General features: G+C 59.2%; 14 protein-coding genes and 1 pseudogene. 6 read left to right on the top strand and 9 right to left on the bottom strand.

Annotated features, from left to right (window positions below; genetic code table 11):
• The first annotated feature begins 19 nt into the window (after positions 1-19).
• From L0Z65_RS18225 to L0Z65_RS18215, 3 genes are all read left to right on the top strand, one after another.
• Positions 20-1,321, top strand: a complete 1,302-nt coding sequence (locus L0Z65_RS18225; RefSeq protein ID WP_392342355.1) for a sugar ABC transporter permease — start codon at positions 20-22, stop codon at positions 1,319-1,321.
• The gene (locus L0Z65_RS18220; protein ID WP_061047529.1) at positions 1,318-2,100 is read left to right on the top strand and encodes an ATP-binding cassette domain-containing protein; all 783 of its coding nucleotides are present in this window, start codon (positions 1,318-1,320) and stop codon (positions 2,098-2,100) included. Before L0Z65_RS18225 ends, L0Z65_RS18220 begins: the two co-directional genes overlap by 4 nt.
• Before the next feature lie 125 nt (positions 2,101-2,225).
• Positions 2,226-2,654, top strand: a complete 429-nt coding sequence (locus L0Z65_RS18215; RefSeq protein ID WP_392342368.1) for a helix-turn-helix domain-containing protein — start codon at positions 2,226-2,228, stop codon at positions 2,652-2,654.
• A 12-nt stretch (positions 2,655-2,666) separates the two neighbouring features.
• Here L0Z65_RS18215 and L0Z65_RS18210 read toward each other — a convergent pair whose 3' ends face one another.
• From L0Z65_RS18210 to L0Z65_RS18190, 5 genes are all read right to left on the bottom strand, one after another.
• The gene (locus L0Z65_RS18210) at positions 2,667-3,023 is read right to left on the bottom strand and encodes a type II toxin-antitoxin system RelE/ParE family toxin (RefSeq protein ID WP_392342353.1); all 357 of its coding nucleotides are present in this window, start codon (positions 3,021-3,023) and stop codon (positions 2,667-2,669) included.
• Complete coding sequence (locus L0Z65_RS18205; protein WP_040169778.1) at positions 3,007-3,282, bottom strand: type II toxin-antitoxin system ParD family antitoxin; 276 nt, start codon at positions 3,280-3,282, stop codon at positions 3,007-3,009. Before L0Z65_RS18205 ends, L0Z65_RS18210 begins: the two co-directional genes overlap by 17 nt.
• 41 nt (positions 3,283-3,323) lie before the next feature.
• A complete protein-coding gene (locus tag L0Z65_RS18200) occupies positions 3,324-4,046 on the bottom strand; it encodes a tryptophan-rich sensory protein (protein ID WP_102898345.1) in 723 nt (240 codons plus the stop codon).
• A 77-nt stretch (positions 4,047-4,123) separates the two neighbouring features.
• Positions 4,124-5,680 carry a cisplatin damage response ATP-dependent DNA ligase gene (locus L0Z65_RS18195; protein WP_392342351.1) on the bottom strand — a complete coding sequence of 519 codons (1,557 nt, stop codon included), beginning with the start codon at positions 5,678-5,680 and terminating at the stop codon, positions 4,124-4,126.
• Positions 5,680-6,693, bottom strand: a complete 1,014-nt coding sequence (locus L0Z65_RS18190; protein WP_392342349.1) for a ligase-associated DNA damage response exonuclease — start codon at positions 6,691-6,693, stop codon at positions 5,680-5,682. Before L0Z65_RS18190 ends, L0Z65_RS18195 begins: the two co-directional genes overlap by 1 nt.
• Before the next feature lie 193 nt (positions 6,694-6,886).
• Here L0Z65_RS18190 and L0Z65_RS18185 point away from each other — a divergent pair, with 193 nt between their 5' ends.
• Entirely contained in the window at positions 6,887-8,221 is a 1,335-nt protein-coding gene (locus tag L0Z65_RS18185; protein ID WP_392342348.1) for an MATE family efflux transporter, read from the top strand.
• 9 nt (positions 8,222-8,230) lie between these two features.
• Here L0Z65_RS18185 and L0Z65_RS18180 read toward each other — a convergent pair whose 3' ends face one another.
• Positions 8,231-9,208, bottom strand: coding sequence for a DNA topoisomerase IB (locus L0Z65_RS18180; protein WP_392342347.1), 978 nt, complete (start codon positions 9,206-9,208; stop codon positions 8,231-8,233).
• A gap of 74 nt (positions 9,209-9,282) precedes the next feature.
• A pseudogene (locus L0Z65_RS18175) lies at positions 9,283-10,661 on the bottom strand (NAD-dependent succinate-semialdehyde dehydrogenase).
• Positions 10,662-10,850: 189 nt separating this feature from the next.
• Here L0Z65_RS18175 and L0Z65_RS18170 point away from each other — a divergent pair.
• Complete coding sequence (locus tag L0Z65_RS18170) at positions 10,851-12,086, top strand: putative DNA modification/repair radical SAM protein (RefSeq protein WP_392342345.1); 1,236 nt, start codon at positions 10,851-10,853, stop codon at positions 12,084-12,086.
• Positions 12,086-13,531, top strand: coding sequence for a UdgX family uracil-DNA binding protein (locus L0Z65_RS18165; protein ID WP_392342343.1), 1,446 nt, complete (start codon positions 12,086-12,088; stop codon positions 13,529-13,531). The genes L0Z65_RS18170 and L0Z65_RS18165 overlap by 1 nt, the downstream gene beginning before the upstream one ends.
• 26 nt (positions 13,532-13,557) lie before the next feature.
• Here L0Z65_RS18165 and L0Z65_RS18160 read toward each other — a convergent pair whose 3' ends face one another.
• A complete protein-coding gene (locus L0Z65_RS18160) occupies positions 13,558-13,815 on the bottom strand; it encodes a hypothetical protein (RefSeq protein WP_405112805.1) in 258 nt (85 codons plus the stop codon).
• A 26-nt stretch (positions 13,816-13,841) separates the two neighbouring features.
• The gene (locus L0Z65_RS18155; protein WP_392342340.1) at positions 13,842-15,215 is read right to left on the bottom strand and encodes a polysaccharide biosynthesis/export family protein; all 1,374 of its coding nucleotides are present in this window, start codon (positions 15,213-15,215) and stop codon (positions 13,842-13,844) included.

Below are 15,215 nucleotides of genomic sequence, written 5' to 3'. Positions count from 1 at the left end.
TGATCACTGGAGTTCGGATATGACCGAAACCACGTCTCAGCCGATCCCCGAACACAGCAAGCGTGGCCTGTTCCAGCAATTGGAACTGGACGTCCGCCTATTGGGAATGATCGGTGCCTTTGTCATCTTGTGCATTGGATTCAACATCCTGACGGATGGGCGTTTCCTGACGCCGCGCAATATCTTTAACCTGACCATTCAGACCGTGTCTGTGGCGATCATGGCCACGGGCATGGTGTTTGTGATCGTGACCCGTCACATTGACCTGAGTGTCGGCGCGCTGCTGGCGACCTGCTCGGCTGTGATGGCCGTGGTTCAGACGGATGTGCTGCCGGATATGTTGGGTCTTGGCCTCAACCATCCTGCCACCTGGATTATCACCGTGGCTGTGGGCCTCACCATTGGTACGCTGATCGGTGCCTTTCAGGGGTGGATGGTGGGTTTTCTGACCATTCCGGCCTTTATCGTGACGCTGGGCGGCTTTCTGGTCTGGCGCAATGTGGCCTGGTATCTGACCGATGGTCAGACGATTGGCCCGCTCGACAGCACCTTTCTGGTCTTTGGCGGCACCTCCGGCACATTGGGCACCACGCTGAGCTGGGCGGTTGGGATCGTTGCGACCGTTCTGGCGCTGGCGGCATTGTGGAACAGCCGCCGTGCGAAACAGGGACATGGCTTCCCGGTGAAGCCCGCCTGGGCGGAAGCGGTTATCGCAGGCAGTATTGCCGCATCCATCCTTGGTTTTGTTGCCGTCCTCAATGCCTATCAAATTCCCGCCCGCCGTCTGAAGCGGATGATGGAGGCGCAGGGAGAAACCATGCCTGAGGGGCTGGTCGTTGGCTATGGTCTGCCGATTTCGGTATTGATCCTGATTGCTACCGCTGTGGTGATGACAATTATCGCCCGCCGGACGCGTCTGGGGCGGTATATCTTTGCGACTGGCGGCAATCCTGATGCGGCTGAGCTGTCTGGCATCAACACGCGGCTTCTGACGGTGAAGATTTTCGCCCTCATGGGGTTCCTCTGTGCGCTCTCTGCTGTTGTGGCGTCGGCGCGACTGGCGAACCACTCCAACGATATCGGCACCCTGGATGAACTGCGCGTCATTGCAGCGGCAGTCATCGGCGGCACGGCCCTGTCTGGCGGCTTTGGCACGATTTACGGTGCGATCCTTGGCGCGTTGATCATGCAGAGTCTGCAATCGGGTATGGCCATGGTTGGTGTCGATGCACCGTTTCAGAATATCGTTGTCGGCACAGTGCTGGTCGCGGCAGTCTGGATTGATATCTTGTATCGCAAACGTGTGGGGGCCCGGATATGAGCACCGCAAAAGAGCTGCGCGCCGCAGGCGCCACCCCGCTGGTCGAGATGAAGGATATCTCGATCTCCTTTGGCGGCATCAAAGCCGTGGATCACGTCAGCGTCGACCTTTACCCGGGTGAGGTTGTCGGGCTTCTGGGTCATAATGGTGCCGGGAAATCCACCCTGATCAAGGTGTTGTCCGGGGCTTACCAGATGGACGCCGGTGAAATCCGGGTCAATGGCGACACGGTTGAGATCACTAATCCCCGGGACGCGCGGTCGCATAATATCGAGACGATCTATCAGACGCTGGCGCTGGCGGATAACCTTGATGCGGCCTCAAACCTGTTTCTGGGGCGCGAACTGGTGACTCCGTTTGGTCTGGTCGACGACTCCGCGATGGAGGCCGAGTGCCGCAAGATCATGAACCGGCTGAACCCGAATTTTCAGAAATTCTCAGAACCGGTGTCGGCGCTCTCTGGTGGTCAGCGCCAGTCGGTGGCCATTGCACGGGCGGTGTATTTCAACGCCAAAATCCTGATCATGGACGAGCCGACCGCAGCCCTTGGTCCACATGAGACGCAGATGGTGGCAGAGCTGATTCAGCAGCTGAAGGCACAGGGGATCGGGATTTTCCTGATCGATCATGACGTCAATGCGGTGATGGAGCTGTGCGACCGTGCCTCTGTCATGAAGAACGGTCAGCTGGTCGGCACCGTTGATATTGACGATGTCACCGATGACGATCTGCTGAGTATGATTATTCTGGGTAAGCGGCCGGGAGAAGCGGCTGCCTGAAGCATCAAGGTTTCGGAAAAAGGGGCTGCCATTGGCGGCCCCTTTTTGCGGTTTCCCTGGGTTGCGGGGCGTCAGGTCGAACTCTACAGTCTATGTAGATTTTTATGATCGCTGGGGAAAACAGCATGCTGACGATTGGGACATTGGCCAAACGCACCGGGACAAAGGTTCAGACCATTCGCTACTATGAACAAATCGGTTTGATGCCGGAACCTGGCCGAACCGCGGGTGGGCAACGTCGGTATGGTAATACGGAGCTGGACCGGCTGGCCTTCATTCGCCACGCCCGGCAATTAGGGTTTCCGTTGGATGCCATTCGCGAATTGCTGGATCTGGCGGATCACCCCGGTCAATCATGTTCCAATGCGGATTCCATTGCGCAACGGCAGCTGAAACAGGTCGCGGATCGGATCGCGCGGCTGGAAGCCTTGCAGACTGAGCTGCAGCGTATGATCTGCGATTGTGCTGGCGGTACGGTCGCTGAATGCCGCGTTCTGGAGGTGTTGCGGGATCACTCCGAATGCTTGACCAATCACGATGAAATCGGGGCCTAGTTAGATCTTTGGTCACGTCTCATCATGGCCAAGTGCACGCAGCAGCATCCGGCGCTGGTGGTCCTGTCCGCCGAAGAACACGGCCAGCACGCGCAGCTGGTGGTCTGCTTCGTTGAGATCAAAATAGAAGATGGCACGCCCCTTGGTGACACTGCGCAGGCCGGGTGCGATGTCTGTGCGCAGCGTGCCCTGGTAAGGCGCTTGCCCCAATGCCTCAATCGCCCCGTCAATCTCTGTCAGACGTGTCGCGGCGCGTTCAAACGCTATCTCTGCGTTCTCACCAAAGCTGATGGCGGCTTCAAAGAGAAAGTCGAAAATAGCCTCTAGGTCTCGGTCGATCGCTTCGGCGCGATCAACCCGGTAGATCATGCTGCATCCGTTTCCGTTTCAGAAGATCAGCTGTGCGTTGACGGCCATCTGATGCACTGACAAAGGCACCATCGCGCCGCTCTGCAATCAGGGCGCGCAGGGCTGCGGTATCGGCACGGCGCGCCTCTGTTTCTTCGCGCAAAAGTTCAAGACCCTGTTGCAACACCGCGCTAAGGCTCGAATACCGGCCTTCCGCGACCAAGGTGCGGGCAAAGTCATCCTGCGCTTCGGTCAGGGAGATGGAGGCTTTCACACTCATTTTGCACCTGATGTTGCTGTGGGTTTCGATCTCACCTTATGCTACTGAGTAGTGGTTATCAATCCGGCGCCGTACAATCCACGCAGCGCCAGTGCGATCCAGCCCAGTCCTGCAAGGGCGACGATCAGCCAGTTGTCGCTGCCCCACTGATTGATGACGATCCCGCCGATGGCCCAGCAGACAGCAATTGTGTAGGTCGACGCCGTCGGGTGGCGTGATTGAACCAGCGCTGCAACTGCCAGCGCCGCCACAAGACAGATCACCCCAGCTGTTTGTGGGCTCATCAGGCCGTATCCCGGAACGACGATGCTGATCGAAACGGCAGATGCGGCTGTTAGCCACCCGGCGTAAAGACCTATTGGGCCGCGTTTCCAGATCCTTTTGTCGCGACCGGCGCGGCGCATTGCGAGGATCGCAGTGACCGTCATGGCCAAGATCAGGAGTGTGGCCAGAATTGGCGAAGCATTCGCAACCCAGAGCCAGCAAACGCCGATGGCGAGGCTGATCGACAGCGGTTTGCGCATCTCATGCCAGCTTGCGCCATCCGCTGCCCGAAAGGCCCCAAAACTGGCCCCAGCAATGAGCCACAGATAGATAACGATCCAGATGGAAAACGCGGGTCCGATCGGCTGAATGATCGGATCAGGCTGTGGATAGGGCAGCTGATCGGCGGAATAGCCCGTGAAAGGCTCCGTCGCCAACGGCGCTACTGCAAAGGCGATAGCGAGTCCCAAGGTAAGATAGGCTAACGACTGTTTGTTCATTATCTTCAAATCCCGCTATAATTTACCGGCGTGTTTGAGAGCCTATTATTTCAGTATTACGCTCTGTTTACATGAGGTTAAAGAAACGCCTTCAGCTCAGCCAACGTTCCTGCTTCTAACGCTGGTTTATCGGTTCGTATGCGATTGATACGGGGAAACCTCATGGCCAGACCACTTTTGTGACGGGATGATTCATTCAGCCCTTCAAAGGCAACTTCCAAAACAAGCTCAGGTTTTACCGCGCGGACCGGACCAAAACGATCAATGGTATTGTTGCGCACGAACCGATCCAGCTCCTTCAGCTCAGCGTCGGTGAAACCGAAATATGCCTTGCCGACAGGCACCAACTGGTCGCCGTCCCATACGCCAAAGGTGAAATCGGAATAGTAGCCTGAACGCTTGCCATGCCCGCGCTGTGCATAAAGCATGACCGCATCCACAAGCATCGGATCCCGTTTCCATTTGAACCAGTTGCCGCGCTTGCGCCCTGCAATATAGGCGCTGTCGCGGCGCTTGATCATAACACCTTCTATTACGCTGTTTGGGGGATCCGCGCGCAGTTTCGCCAGATCTTCCCAAGTCTGAAAGTCAAGCGGCAGAGAGCGATCAATACGTGGATCACTTAGATCTGTGACGCAGGCTTGCAAATAGGTCTGGCGATCAACCAATGTGCGGGACCTCAGATCTTCGCCATTCCAGAACAGCAGGTCGTAGACCCGCAGCGCGGCGGGATGGCTTGCCAACATGGCTTTGCCGACCTTCTTGCGACCCAGCCGTTTCTGCAGATCGCCAAAGGGGGCAACGATGTCCTCGCGCTTCACCAACAGCTCACCATCCAGCACCCCGTCAAAATTCAACGCCTCAATCACATCGGGGAAGGATCCGGAGATATCTTCACCGGTGCGTGAATACAGCCGTCTTGTCCCTTTGTCGTTCACGGCTTGAACCCGGATGCCGTCCCATTTCCATTCCGCGACGAAGTCTGCCGGTGAGAGGCTGGTGAGGTCTTCCAGATCGGTGCCGGTGGACAGCATGACCGGGCGAAAGGGGGCCGCGGCAAGGTTCACGGGTTTTTCGCCACCCTCTAGCCAAGCAAACAGAGGTAGATATGGCGGGGTCAGCCCGTGCCAGAGCTCTTCTATCTCGTTGACATCAACATTGCCAAACTGAGCCAGCGCGCTGCGCGCCAACCGGGCAGAGACACCAACGCGCAGACCACCTGTCGCCAACTTCAGATACGCATAGCGCTGCGTCGGGGTCATCTGTGACAACCGCCGAGCGATGAGTGCGGGGAGTTGTGCTTTGGCGGTGCTGGTCAATTCATGCACCGCATCGGCCAGCGACAGATCAATCACCGTGTCGGAGTGCGGCCAGATCAGGGCCACGGTTTCCGCCAGATCACCGACAAAATCATAGGACAGGCGGAACAGCTCTGCGTCCGTTTCCTCTGCCACCAGACCGCGCAGCAGGGAGGGTGTTACGTTGCGCAGGGCAAGGTCACCGGTGATGGCCGCAAGCGCATAGCCCCGGTCCGGGTCCGGGATGGCGTCAAACGCGGTCCTAAGATGCGCAATCTTGCCATTACGCGACGGTGTGAAGGCGAGTTGCTCCAAAAGCTCGGCGAAGGCCTGCATCACTCTGCCTCCTCCTCATAGCCGACGAGCCTCAGGGGGCGGGCGGTGATCTGGTTCAACTCGCACCAGCGGACCAGCGCGTCCTCACGACCGTGAGTTACCCATACTTGTTTCGGGTTGAGATCCTTCATGGTGCGGGTCAGATCCGGCCAGTCCACATGGTCGCTGAGGATCAGGGGCAGTTCGACACCCCGCTGCCGGGCGCGGGCACGCACCTGCATCCAGCCGCTGGCAAAACAGATGACCGGATCGGGAAAGCGCTGCGCCCAGGTCGCGGCAAAGGCGGAAGGCGGGCCAAGAATAATCTGGCCTTTAAATGCCGCTTTGCCTTCCTTGGTGGTGGCCGGACGCAGTTCCCCCAGATCGACCCCCTGCGCGATGTGATAGTCACATAAGCGCTGCAAGGCGCCGTGGATATAAATCGGCTGATCCCAACCCGCCTGCCGCAACAGCGCGATGACGCGTTGCGCCTTGCCCAATGCGTAGGCCCCGACAAGGTGGCAGCGCTCAGGTTGGGACGCGACAGAGCGCAGCAGTTTTTCGATTTCGGACTGCGGACTGGGGTGGTTGAACACCGGCAGACCGAAGGTGGCCTCGGTCACGAAAACGTCGCAAGGGGCCAGTTGAAAAGATGCGCAGGCGGGATTGTCTACGCGGGCGTAGTCACCTGAAACGGTGATGGCGGTATCGCCGTCGTCGACGGTAATCTGACAAGAGCCCAACACATGGCCTGCGGGCGTGAACCGCGCGTCGATGCCATCCACTTCCGCCCTTTCTTCAACGGCGATACGGGTGGCGCAGAAGTCCTCACCATAGCGTATGGCCATGATATCCAGAGTCTGGGGGCTGGCCCAGACCGTGCCGTGACCGGCGCGGGCATGATCGGCATGCCCATGGGTGATCATCGCGCGGGGCACCGGGCGTATTGGATCGATGTAGAAATCCCCCGCCGGACAATAGAGGCCATCCGGCTGGGGATGCAGTAACTCCTCCGGCAGGCGTTTTGCGCTCACGGGATTGGCTCCTTCGTATCAAACCAACGGGTATCGCAAAGAAGCTAACCCAATCAGATGTTTGGACAAGGGCTGTGGCGTCTTGGACTGTCAACTTCAGTGTTAAATGATGGGGGCTGGAACCATCTGCGGAGTCACGCGTTTTGCTCTTTGTGACGCAGCCATCCCAACATATCAGCTGAGGAGACGACCCGTGGCGCAGAAGAATTTGACGCAAGGGGCCGTCTGGCGTGCGCTCGCAGCGGTGTCAGCACCCATGTCGCTGGGCATTCTGGGCGTGTTGAGCGTTGGTTTGGCTGATGCCTATTTCCTAGGTCAATTGGGAGAGGCGCCGCTTGCCGCTGTCGGTTTCATCTATCCCGTGACAACAGCAGTGACATCGCTGTCGATCGGCCTGTCCGCTGGTGCAAATGCGGCAATTTCTCAAAGTCTGGGGCGCGGCGATAGCGAGGCTGAAACCAACAGGCTGTCGGTCCACGCCATCGTCTTGGGCACCGTGGTTGCGACATTGGTGGCGCTGGCGTTTTACCTGGGCGCGGGCGCTCTGTTCTCGGTGATGGGCGCGAAGGATGATGTGCTGGCAGAGGCGCAGTCTTATGCGCCATTCTGGGCGCTGTCTTTCCCGTTTTTAGTCGGCATGGCACTTTTGAATGCGGTGTTCCGGGCGCATGGGGATGGCGCAACCTCGGCGATGATCATGTTGGTTGCAGCCGTGCTTAATATCGCGCTGGACCCGGTCCTGATCTACGGGCTCGGCCCGGTGCCGGAGATGTCGACTGCCGGGGCTGCACTTGCCACTGCTGTAGCGCGGGTTCTGACGCTGATTGGGGCTTTTAGCTACGCGCTTCGGATCGGGGTCATTCGCCCGCCAGAGGTGTTCACCGATGGCATTGGCGGTTCTGTGCGCGAAGTTATCTGTGTCGGCCTCCCTGCCGCATTTTCAAATGCGATCAACCCGGCCGGAATGGCGATGGTCACAGCCGCAGCGGCAACGCTGGGTGATACTGTCGTTGCCGGGCTTGGGGCTGCACAGCGGGTGCAATCGGTGGCTCTTGTTCCATTGCTGGCGCTGTCGGCGGGTATCGGGCCTGTTGTCGGGCAGAACTGGGGTGCGGATCAGCAGGCGCGGGCGCGTCTGGCAGTGTGGCGATCCTGGCAATTCTGCGTCGGATACGGGCTGGCCATGGCCCTGGTGTTGACGCTCTTTGCATCTGACATTGCCGGGCTCCTTACGTCAGATCAGGGGGCGGCTGCAACGACCGCGCAATACCTGCGCATCGTCAGCTGGAGCTTTCTCGGATATGGTGTTTTGGTGACCGCCAACGCCGCGATGAATGCGCGTTCCAAAGCTGTGTGGTCGATGGGTCTGAGCCTGATGCGGATCTTTGCGATCTATGTGCCGCTGGCGTGGCTGGGTGTCTGGATGTTTGGTTATGCGGGCATTCTTGGCGCTGCGGTGATCGCCAATCTGGCGGCTGTTCCGGGCGCTTATTTCACCGGTCGCAGGACGGGCTTGGTGGCGCGTTGAGAGCGCCGCTCAACCGGCATTGAGGAAATCAATCAGTCTATCCTCCCCCAAGCGCAGCCCGCTGATTTGGCGCTGTGGCAAAGCGCTCAGCCGTGCTGCACGTTGAGGGTCTGGTAGCTCGGCCAATCCGATAATCTGCGGATGGATATAGCTGTTGCGGGCGATGGTTGGGGTGTTGTGTAGCCGCTCTGCAGCGGCTTCGGCCATCGCGGTGATGGTCAGGGTCGGGGCATCGAGAGCGACGGTAAATGCGGCGTGGCTGCCGTTCCAGGTGCGCAGGGTCTTGGCGGAGACCCCATCGCCGCAGAGCTCAGCTAAAACTTCCTGCACCTGCTCTGACCGCACGGCGCGGGCATTGCCGTCGGCGTCGACCCAAGAGATCAGTTCGGGACCGGCCAGATCCTGTGAGCGTTCAAGAATGCGTTGAAGCGCAGGGCCACGTAGGGATTTCTCCACGGTCTGGCCACCCTTCGCCGTATATCTCAGCTGTATCACCTGTCCCGAAAAGGCGACGTGACGCGGGCGCAATGTGGTGGCGCCGTAGCTGCCGTTCTCCTCGGTGTAGCTGGGATTTCCAATTCTGAGCGAGCCGCGATCCAACAGGGCGAGTACCGCTGCGATGGCGGTTTCTTCGTCTCCAACAGGGCCGGTCAACCTGTCGCTGATCCAGCGGCGCAACACGGGTAGGCGCTCCCCAAAGGTGCCGAGCTGGGCAAATTTCTGTTCGGCCCGGTGCGCCTGCCATTCAGGGTGATAGCGATATTGCTTCCGATCGCGGGCGTCGCGCCCGGTGGCTTGAAGATGGCCATTGGTCAGTGGGCACAACCAGACATCTGTGTAGGCAGGCGGGACGCCCAAACCATTCAGTCGCGCCCGTTCCGTCGCATCGCCGATATGACTGCCATCGGGCATGTAATAGGAAAACCCGCGGCCTCGACGGCGGCGGGTAATACCGGGCTGATCATCTGTGTAATAGACCAGTTTCATTGTGTTGATCCCTGTCTCCACAACGATGGACCATGAGGTTGAGGGCCGCCCGGGGTCAGGCGGCCCTCACGATGTCAGCTCATAACCATGACTGATTTGACGTTCACAAATTCTTTCATGCCAAAGCCGCCATGTTCCCGACCATAGCCGGAATCCTTGACACCACCGAAAGGCATGTTGGGGATCGCGAGACCAAACCCGTTGATGAACACCATCCCGGTGTCGAAGTGATCACGGGCGAGGGCAAGTGCCTTCTCGGTGTTTTTGGTCATGATGCCGCCACCAAGGCCAAAGCGGCTGTCGTTGGCGATGCGCATGGCGTCATCTTCGTCCTGCGCGCGGATCAATGCGGCGACCGGGCCGAAGAGTTCATCGTCATAAGCGGGTTGGCCGGGGGTCACATTCTCAAGCACGGTGGCCGGGTAGAAGAAACCATCGCCATCTGGCATCTCACCACCGCAAAGCAGTTTGGCACCACCTTCGAGGCTGTCTTTCACCTGTTGATGAAGATCGTCGCGCAGATCCTTTCGTGCCATCGGCCCGATGTCGGCATCTTCCCCCATCGGCTCCCGGGGGTGACCCGCTTCATCGCTTCGACATAGGCGTCGCGGAACTGATCATAGATGGCGTCCACCACGACGAAACGCTTGGCGGCAATGCAAGTTTCGCCGTTGTTGTAGGTCCGGCCATTGACGCAGGTCTGGACGGCAGCCTCGATATCGGCGTCCTCCAACACGATGTAGGCATCGTTGGACCCCAGCTCCAAAACGGTTTTCTTCACCGCCTCTGCGGCCTTGGCACCGACCTTGCGGCCCGCGCCATCGCTGCCGGTCAGGGTGACACCGCGCACCAGATCGTGGCTGATCAAACTATCCGATTGATCATGGGAAATCACCAGCGCCTGAAACAAACCCTTCGGCAGGCCTGCGGCTTCGTAGATTTCCTGCAGCATCTGACCCGAGCCGGTCACATTGGAAGCATGTTTCAGCAGCACGCCGTTGCCAGCAATCAAGCTGGCAATCGAATAGCGGACAACTTGATAAGCAGGGAAATTCCATGGCTGGATGCCATATACGACGCCGATGGGTGAGTAGAAAATGTGCCCTTTCTCGCCACCCTCGATATCGCGTTCTTCCGGGGCGAACACAGCCGGAGCTTCGGCCGCGCTGTAGTCACAGATCGCGGCGCATAGATCGATCTCCTGATGGCTTTGCTTGAGCAGTTTGCCCATCTCCTTTGTCATCAGTTCTGCAAGCTCATCCTTGCGGTCGCGCAGGGCCGCGCCAATAGATTTGATGACATTTGCGCGATCTTCCACAGGGGTCAGCCGCCATTCCAGGAACGCTTTGTGACTGCTTTGCACAGCGTCCTCCAGCGCCGCATTGCTGAGCACATTATATGTGTCGAGCGTCTCGCCAGTGGTGGGGTTCACGGTTGTGATTGTATCGGACATGATCGGCCTCTCGTACTATCGGCAAGAGAGGGATGCCTCTGCCTGTCTCTTGCAGGCATAACGTGGCGTCCGCGATTGGGTTCCCGGCAATCGCGGGGACGTGAGGTCGCAGCCGAAGTTGTGGGATGGGTCGGCCTGTTCATTGCAACTTGGATTGCCTTCCCCTCAATGAGAACATATACAGAACATATGACTCGACAGACACTGGATCAAAAACTCGCCATCCTAAGTGATGCTGCCAAATATGATGCCTCTTGCGCGTCTTCTGGCTCAACCAAACGCGACTCACGCGATGGGAAGGGGTTGGGCTCAAACGAGGGGACGGGAATCTGCCACGCCTACGCGCCAGATGGGCGCTGCATCAGCCTGTTGAAGATCCTGATGACCAACTTTTGCATCTATGACTGCACATACTGCGTGAATCGGGTGTCCTCGAACGTGCCGCGCGCGCGGTTTTCGGTGGATGAAGTGGTGAAACTGACCATCGAATTCTACCGACGCAATTATATCGAAGGTCTGTTCCTCTCCTCTGGGATCATCCGGTCGCCGGACGCGACGATGTCGGATATGGTACAGATTGCGCGTAAACTGCGGCAGGAAGAGAATTTTCGCGGTTATATCCACCTCAAGACGATTCCTGATGCAGCGCCGGAGCTGATCGCTGAGGCTGGACTGTTGGCGGATCGCCTGTCTATCAACGTCGAGATGCCAAATGATGCAGCAGTGCGCGAACATGCGCCGGAGAAAGATCCTAGCCAAATCCGCAAGGCGATGGGCGATGTGCGCCTGCGCAAGGAGGCTGCCAAGGATCGCAGCCACACAGGCCGTCGCCCGCCACGGTTCGCCCCGGCAGGGCAGTCGACGCAGATGATTATCGGGGCGGATGGGGCAAACGACGCGATGGTGTTGGGCCAGTCGACCCGGCTTTACTCCAGCTACAAGCTGAAGCGGGTTTATTATTCTGCATTCTCCCCAATCCCCGACAGTTCGGCCAAGTTGCCGCTGATTTCTCCGCCGTTGCAGCGCGAGCATCGCTTGTATCAGGCAGATTGGTTGCTGCGGTTTTACGACTTCCAGCTTGATGAGATCACCTCGGTGACGCCGGATGGCAATCTGGATCTGCATATAGATCCCAAACTGGCCTGGGCGCTGGCCCATCGTGAAATGTTCCCGTTGGATGTGAACCGTGCCAGCCGAGAGATGCTGTTGCGGGTGCCGGGGTTTGGCGTGAAGACGGTGAACCGCATCCTGAGTACCCGGCGGCACCGGTCGCTGCGATATGAGGATCTTCTGCGCATCGGGGCGTCCATGAAGAAGGCACGGGCCTTTGTCGTGGCGGGTGGTTGGACACCGGGCCGGCTGACGGACAGTGTCGATTTGCGGGCGCGGTTTGCACCGCCACCAGAACAGCTGGCCCTGTTCTGATGTACCATGCTGAAATGCCTGTAATTGGGACGGCGGAGGCCTGGCGCCGCGCTGCGCGGGGGTTTCTGGCACAGGGTGTTCCACCTGAGGCAATTCTCTGGAACAACGACAGCACGGCGCCGGATCTGTTCGCATCGCAGACCCGCCCGCCGCCTAATGGTGATATCCAGGTGCCGCGCGGCTTTGTCACCTTGGCGGATAAGGTGGTCTGGCACAGCGATCCGAGCCGGTTTTCCCGACTCTATGGGTTTCTCTGGCGCCTGCGGGGGGCGCGTGGTCTGATGAGTGATCGCGGTGATGTGGATTTGGCCCGGCTGCGGCAGATGGAAAAAGCTGTGTCGCGCTGCCAACACAAGATGAAAGCCTTCGTCCGGTTTCGTGAACTGGGTGACGCCGATGCGCCGCGCCGGTCCTTCGCGGCGTGGTTCGAGCCGACACATCACACGGTGGAGCCAACGGCAACGTTCTTCGCTCGGCGCTTTGCCGATATGGACTGGCGCATACTGACGCCGGATGTTGCAGCGATATTTGAGGGGGGCGAGCTGCGGTTTGAGCCCGGCCATCCCCGGCCTGAACTGCCGCAGGATGCCAGCGAACAGCTCTGGATCACCTATTTCCGCAATATCTTCAATCCGGCGCGGCTGAAGGTTCAGGCCATGCAGTCGGAGATGCCTAAAAAATACTGGAAGAATATGCCGGAGGCCGCCGCCATTCCGGAGTTGATCGCCACAGCCCCGGCGCGGGCACGCGCCATGGCGGAAGCCGCACCAACCTTGCCACCGTTACGCGCTGCGCGGGTGCAGGCCCGCTTGCCAGAGGCAAACCCCTATTGGCGGGGACCGGCAGATGAATTGCCAGCCGCGATCAATAGCTGCACTCGCTGTCCGTTGTATGGCCAAGCCACCCAGGCCGTGCCCGGTGAAGGTCCAACAGATGCGGATCTGATGATTGTCGGCGAACAACCCGGTGACCAGGAGGATCTGGTGGGTCGGCCATTTGTGGGGCCCGCTGGGCAGCTGTTTGATCAATTGGCGGCTGAGACCGGGCTGCCGCGGGAGGCGGCCTATGTCACCAATGCGGTGAAACATTTCAAATTCATGCCCCGAGGTCGCAAGAGACTGCATCAACGGCCCAACGGATCGGAGATCCGCCATTGTCAGGTTTGGCTCCGGGCTGAACTGGATCTGGTCCAACCAAAGCTGATCCTTGCGCTAGGCGCGACAGCGGCGGAGGCATTGCTTGGGTCGGGCAAGGATATCCTGCAACGGCGTGGAACGATTGAGCATCGCACCGACGGGACCCCTGTCCTGATCACCTTGCATCCGTCTTATCTGCTTCGGGTGCCTGACCCCCATCTGCGCGCGCAGGCAACCGAGGATTTGCGGGCAGACCTGCGGGTCGCAGCTGATTGGTTGGTTCAGTGCGAGATGTCGGGCAAGCCTTAATGCGGGCCGCCACTAAGGCCCCGCCCCTAGTCCGTGCTTGTGGTGCTGGTCGACCCTGAGGAGCCAAGGCCCGCGACCAGTGCCAGACCCAGAAGACCAATTGCAGGTGCAATCATCGGTGCGAATTGACCTGCAACCGGCTCAATGAACAAAAGACACGCGTCCTCTTCCGCGTTGCGGTCATCCTCGCAATCCAGTTGGTCCTCTGCGGGCGTTCCAGTCTGCGCCAGACCCGAACCTGCCATCAGCAGAAGGGAAAGGGCGCAGCTTAAGGTTGGGCGCATGATATAGCCTATCGCCGTTTGTCCCATCAGTTCACCGCCGCTGCGACGGGTGTTGTGATCAGAGAAGGGGTGATTTGGCGTAGAGTACGGCCCCATTTGGTGACCGGGTTCTCGGCGACGAAGATCACATCATCCGGTCGCAGCTGAAATTTAGTTGCAAGTGTCAGGTTGGCCGCACTGCTGGCATTCAGATGCCAGGCGGTCACCGCGCCGAATTCACGCGGGTCGCTGGAGGCGCGCAGCACATAGACTTGTGAAACATCACCGGTTTCGCGCGCGATCCCACCACCTGCATCATAGAGCGCATCCGCCAGAGAGGCTTGGCGTTCATAGGGCAGGGGATAGCGGGTCTGTTTATCGACCTCGCCGGTCAGATAGACATAGTCACGGTCATTCGCGCCAAGAACTTCGCGCGCCTCAAAGGTGCTGCGCTGTTCTGCATAGTCACTGCGGCGCAGGGAGATCGCAGTGTTCAGCTCACTCAGTTCCTGTGCGCGGGCAGCGAGCGTCGTCTGCTTCAGGCGTATCTGTTGTTCAAAGAAGCGCTCAGCGCGGTTGAGATTGAAATCCGTATCGACAAACACGGCATCGCCTGAGATGAGGCGTGTGTTTTGTAGATCGGGGCTGGCGTAGAAATCTGTAAGCGGGATCTGATAGAGTTCACCGTCGCGATAGATCCTGACGGAGCTCACGTCGATATCCGCTACGGACACGCTGCCCGCAGCGGCCAGCGCTTCGCTGAGGTAGAGCGGTGTCAGGGTGATCGGCAGAACACCGGGTTTTCCAACGGCTCCGCCAACGGAGACCCGGCGCGAGTTGAATTCTGCGATTTCGAGGCTGAAAGTCGGGTCGAACTGGGCTTCTACTAGTTTCTGGAACAGCAGTTCCTCTGCATCCTCAATTGTCAGGCCCGCAATGCGCACGCGCCCGACATCGGGGATATTGACCGATCCGTCATCCTGGACGGTGTAGCCATTGCGGCTGTTCTGCGCCGCCAGTAGCCCGGTCAGCTCTTCCAGGGTGTTGCGCGTCGTGGGCGTTGCCAGCATGACGACATCGCCGACCCCGATCTGGTAGGACATCTCGGGGACCGCCGGAGGACGCTTCAGGGCAAGGCGCTGATTGCGAAGCCCATCCTGAGTGGATGGCGCTTCTGGCAGTCGCCCCGCGCCGCGAACAGAAACACCCGCGCCGGTTCCGGCGCTGCGGGCATAGGCCTCCGGAAGGGATTGCGGAGCATAGGGGGCACGATTGGCTTGCGTTACGGTTTCGCCATTCAGCGGCACCACACGTACCTGTGTGCCATCCCCTGCGCCGGGGATGACATCAGAGCTGCGGTAGACGGTTGAACATCCTGCCAGCGCAAGGGTGGCGCAGCAGATCATGGAAATCACGCGCAA

Origin of the sequence: Phaeobacter sp. BS52, from assembly GCF_045040595.1 — a bacterium.
Classification (GTDB): domain Bacteria; phylum Pseudomonadota; class Alphaproteobacteria; order Rhodobacterales; family Rhodobacteraceae; genus Phaeobacter; species Phaeobacter piscinae.
The sequence above is the reverse complement of the archived record's forward strand: the minus strand, read 5'-3'. Positions and strand labels throughout refer to the sequence as shown.

Excerpts from the sequence above, each read along its gene's own strand:
- L0Z65_RS18225 (WP_392342355.1), top strand. The coding sequence starts at position 20 with ATGACCGAAACCACGTCTCAGCCGATCCCCGAACACAGCAAGCGTGGC.
- L0Z65_RS18220 (WP_061047529.1), top strand. The coding sequence starts at position 1,318 with ATGAGCACCGCAAAAGAGCTGCGCGCCGCAGGCGCCACCCCGCTGGTC.
- L0Z65_RS18215 (WP_392342368.1), top strand. The coding sequence starts at position 2,226 with ATGCTGACGATTGGGACATTGGCCAAACGCACCGGGACAAAGGTTCAG.
- L0Z65_RS18210 (WP_392342353.1), bottom strand. The coding sequence starts at position 3,023 with ATGATCTACCGGGTTGATCGCGCCGAAGCGATCGACCGAGACCTAGAG.
- L0Z65_RS18205 (WP_040169778.1), bottom strand. The coding sequence starts at position 3,282 with ATGAGTGTGAAAGCCTCCATCTCCCTGACCGAAGCGCAGGATGACTTT.
- L0Z65_RS18200 (WP_102898345.1), bottom strand. The coding sequence starts at position 4,046 with ATGAACAAACAGTCGTTAGCCTATCTTACCTTGGGACTCGCTATCGCC.
- L0Z65_RS18195 (WP_392342351.1), bottom strand. The coding sequence starts at position 5,680 with ATGCAGGCCTTCGCCGAGCTTTTGGAGCAACTCGCCTTCACACCGTCG.
- L0Z65_RS18180 (WP_392342347.1), bottom strand. The coding sequence starts at position 9,208 with ATGAAACTGGTCTATTACACAGATGATCAGCCCGGTATTACCCGCCGC.
- L0Z65_RS18170 (WP_392342345.1), top strand. The coding sequence starts at position 10,851 with ATGACTCGACAGACACTGGATCAAAAACTCGCCATCCTAAGTGATGCT.
- L0Z65_RS18165 (WP_392342343.1), top strand. The coding sequence starts at position 12,086 with ATGTACCATGCTGAAATGCCTGTAATTGGGACGGCGGAGGCCTGGCGC.
- L0Z65_RS18160 (WP_405112805.1), bottom strand. The coding sequence starts at position 13,815 with ATGCGCCCAACCTTAAGCTGCGCCCTTTCCCTTCTGCTGATGGCAGGT.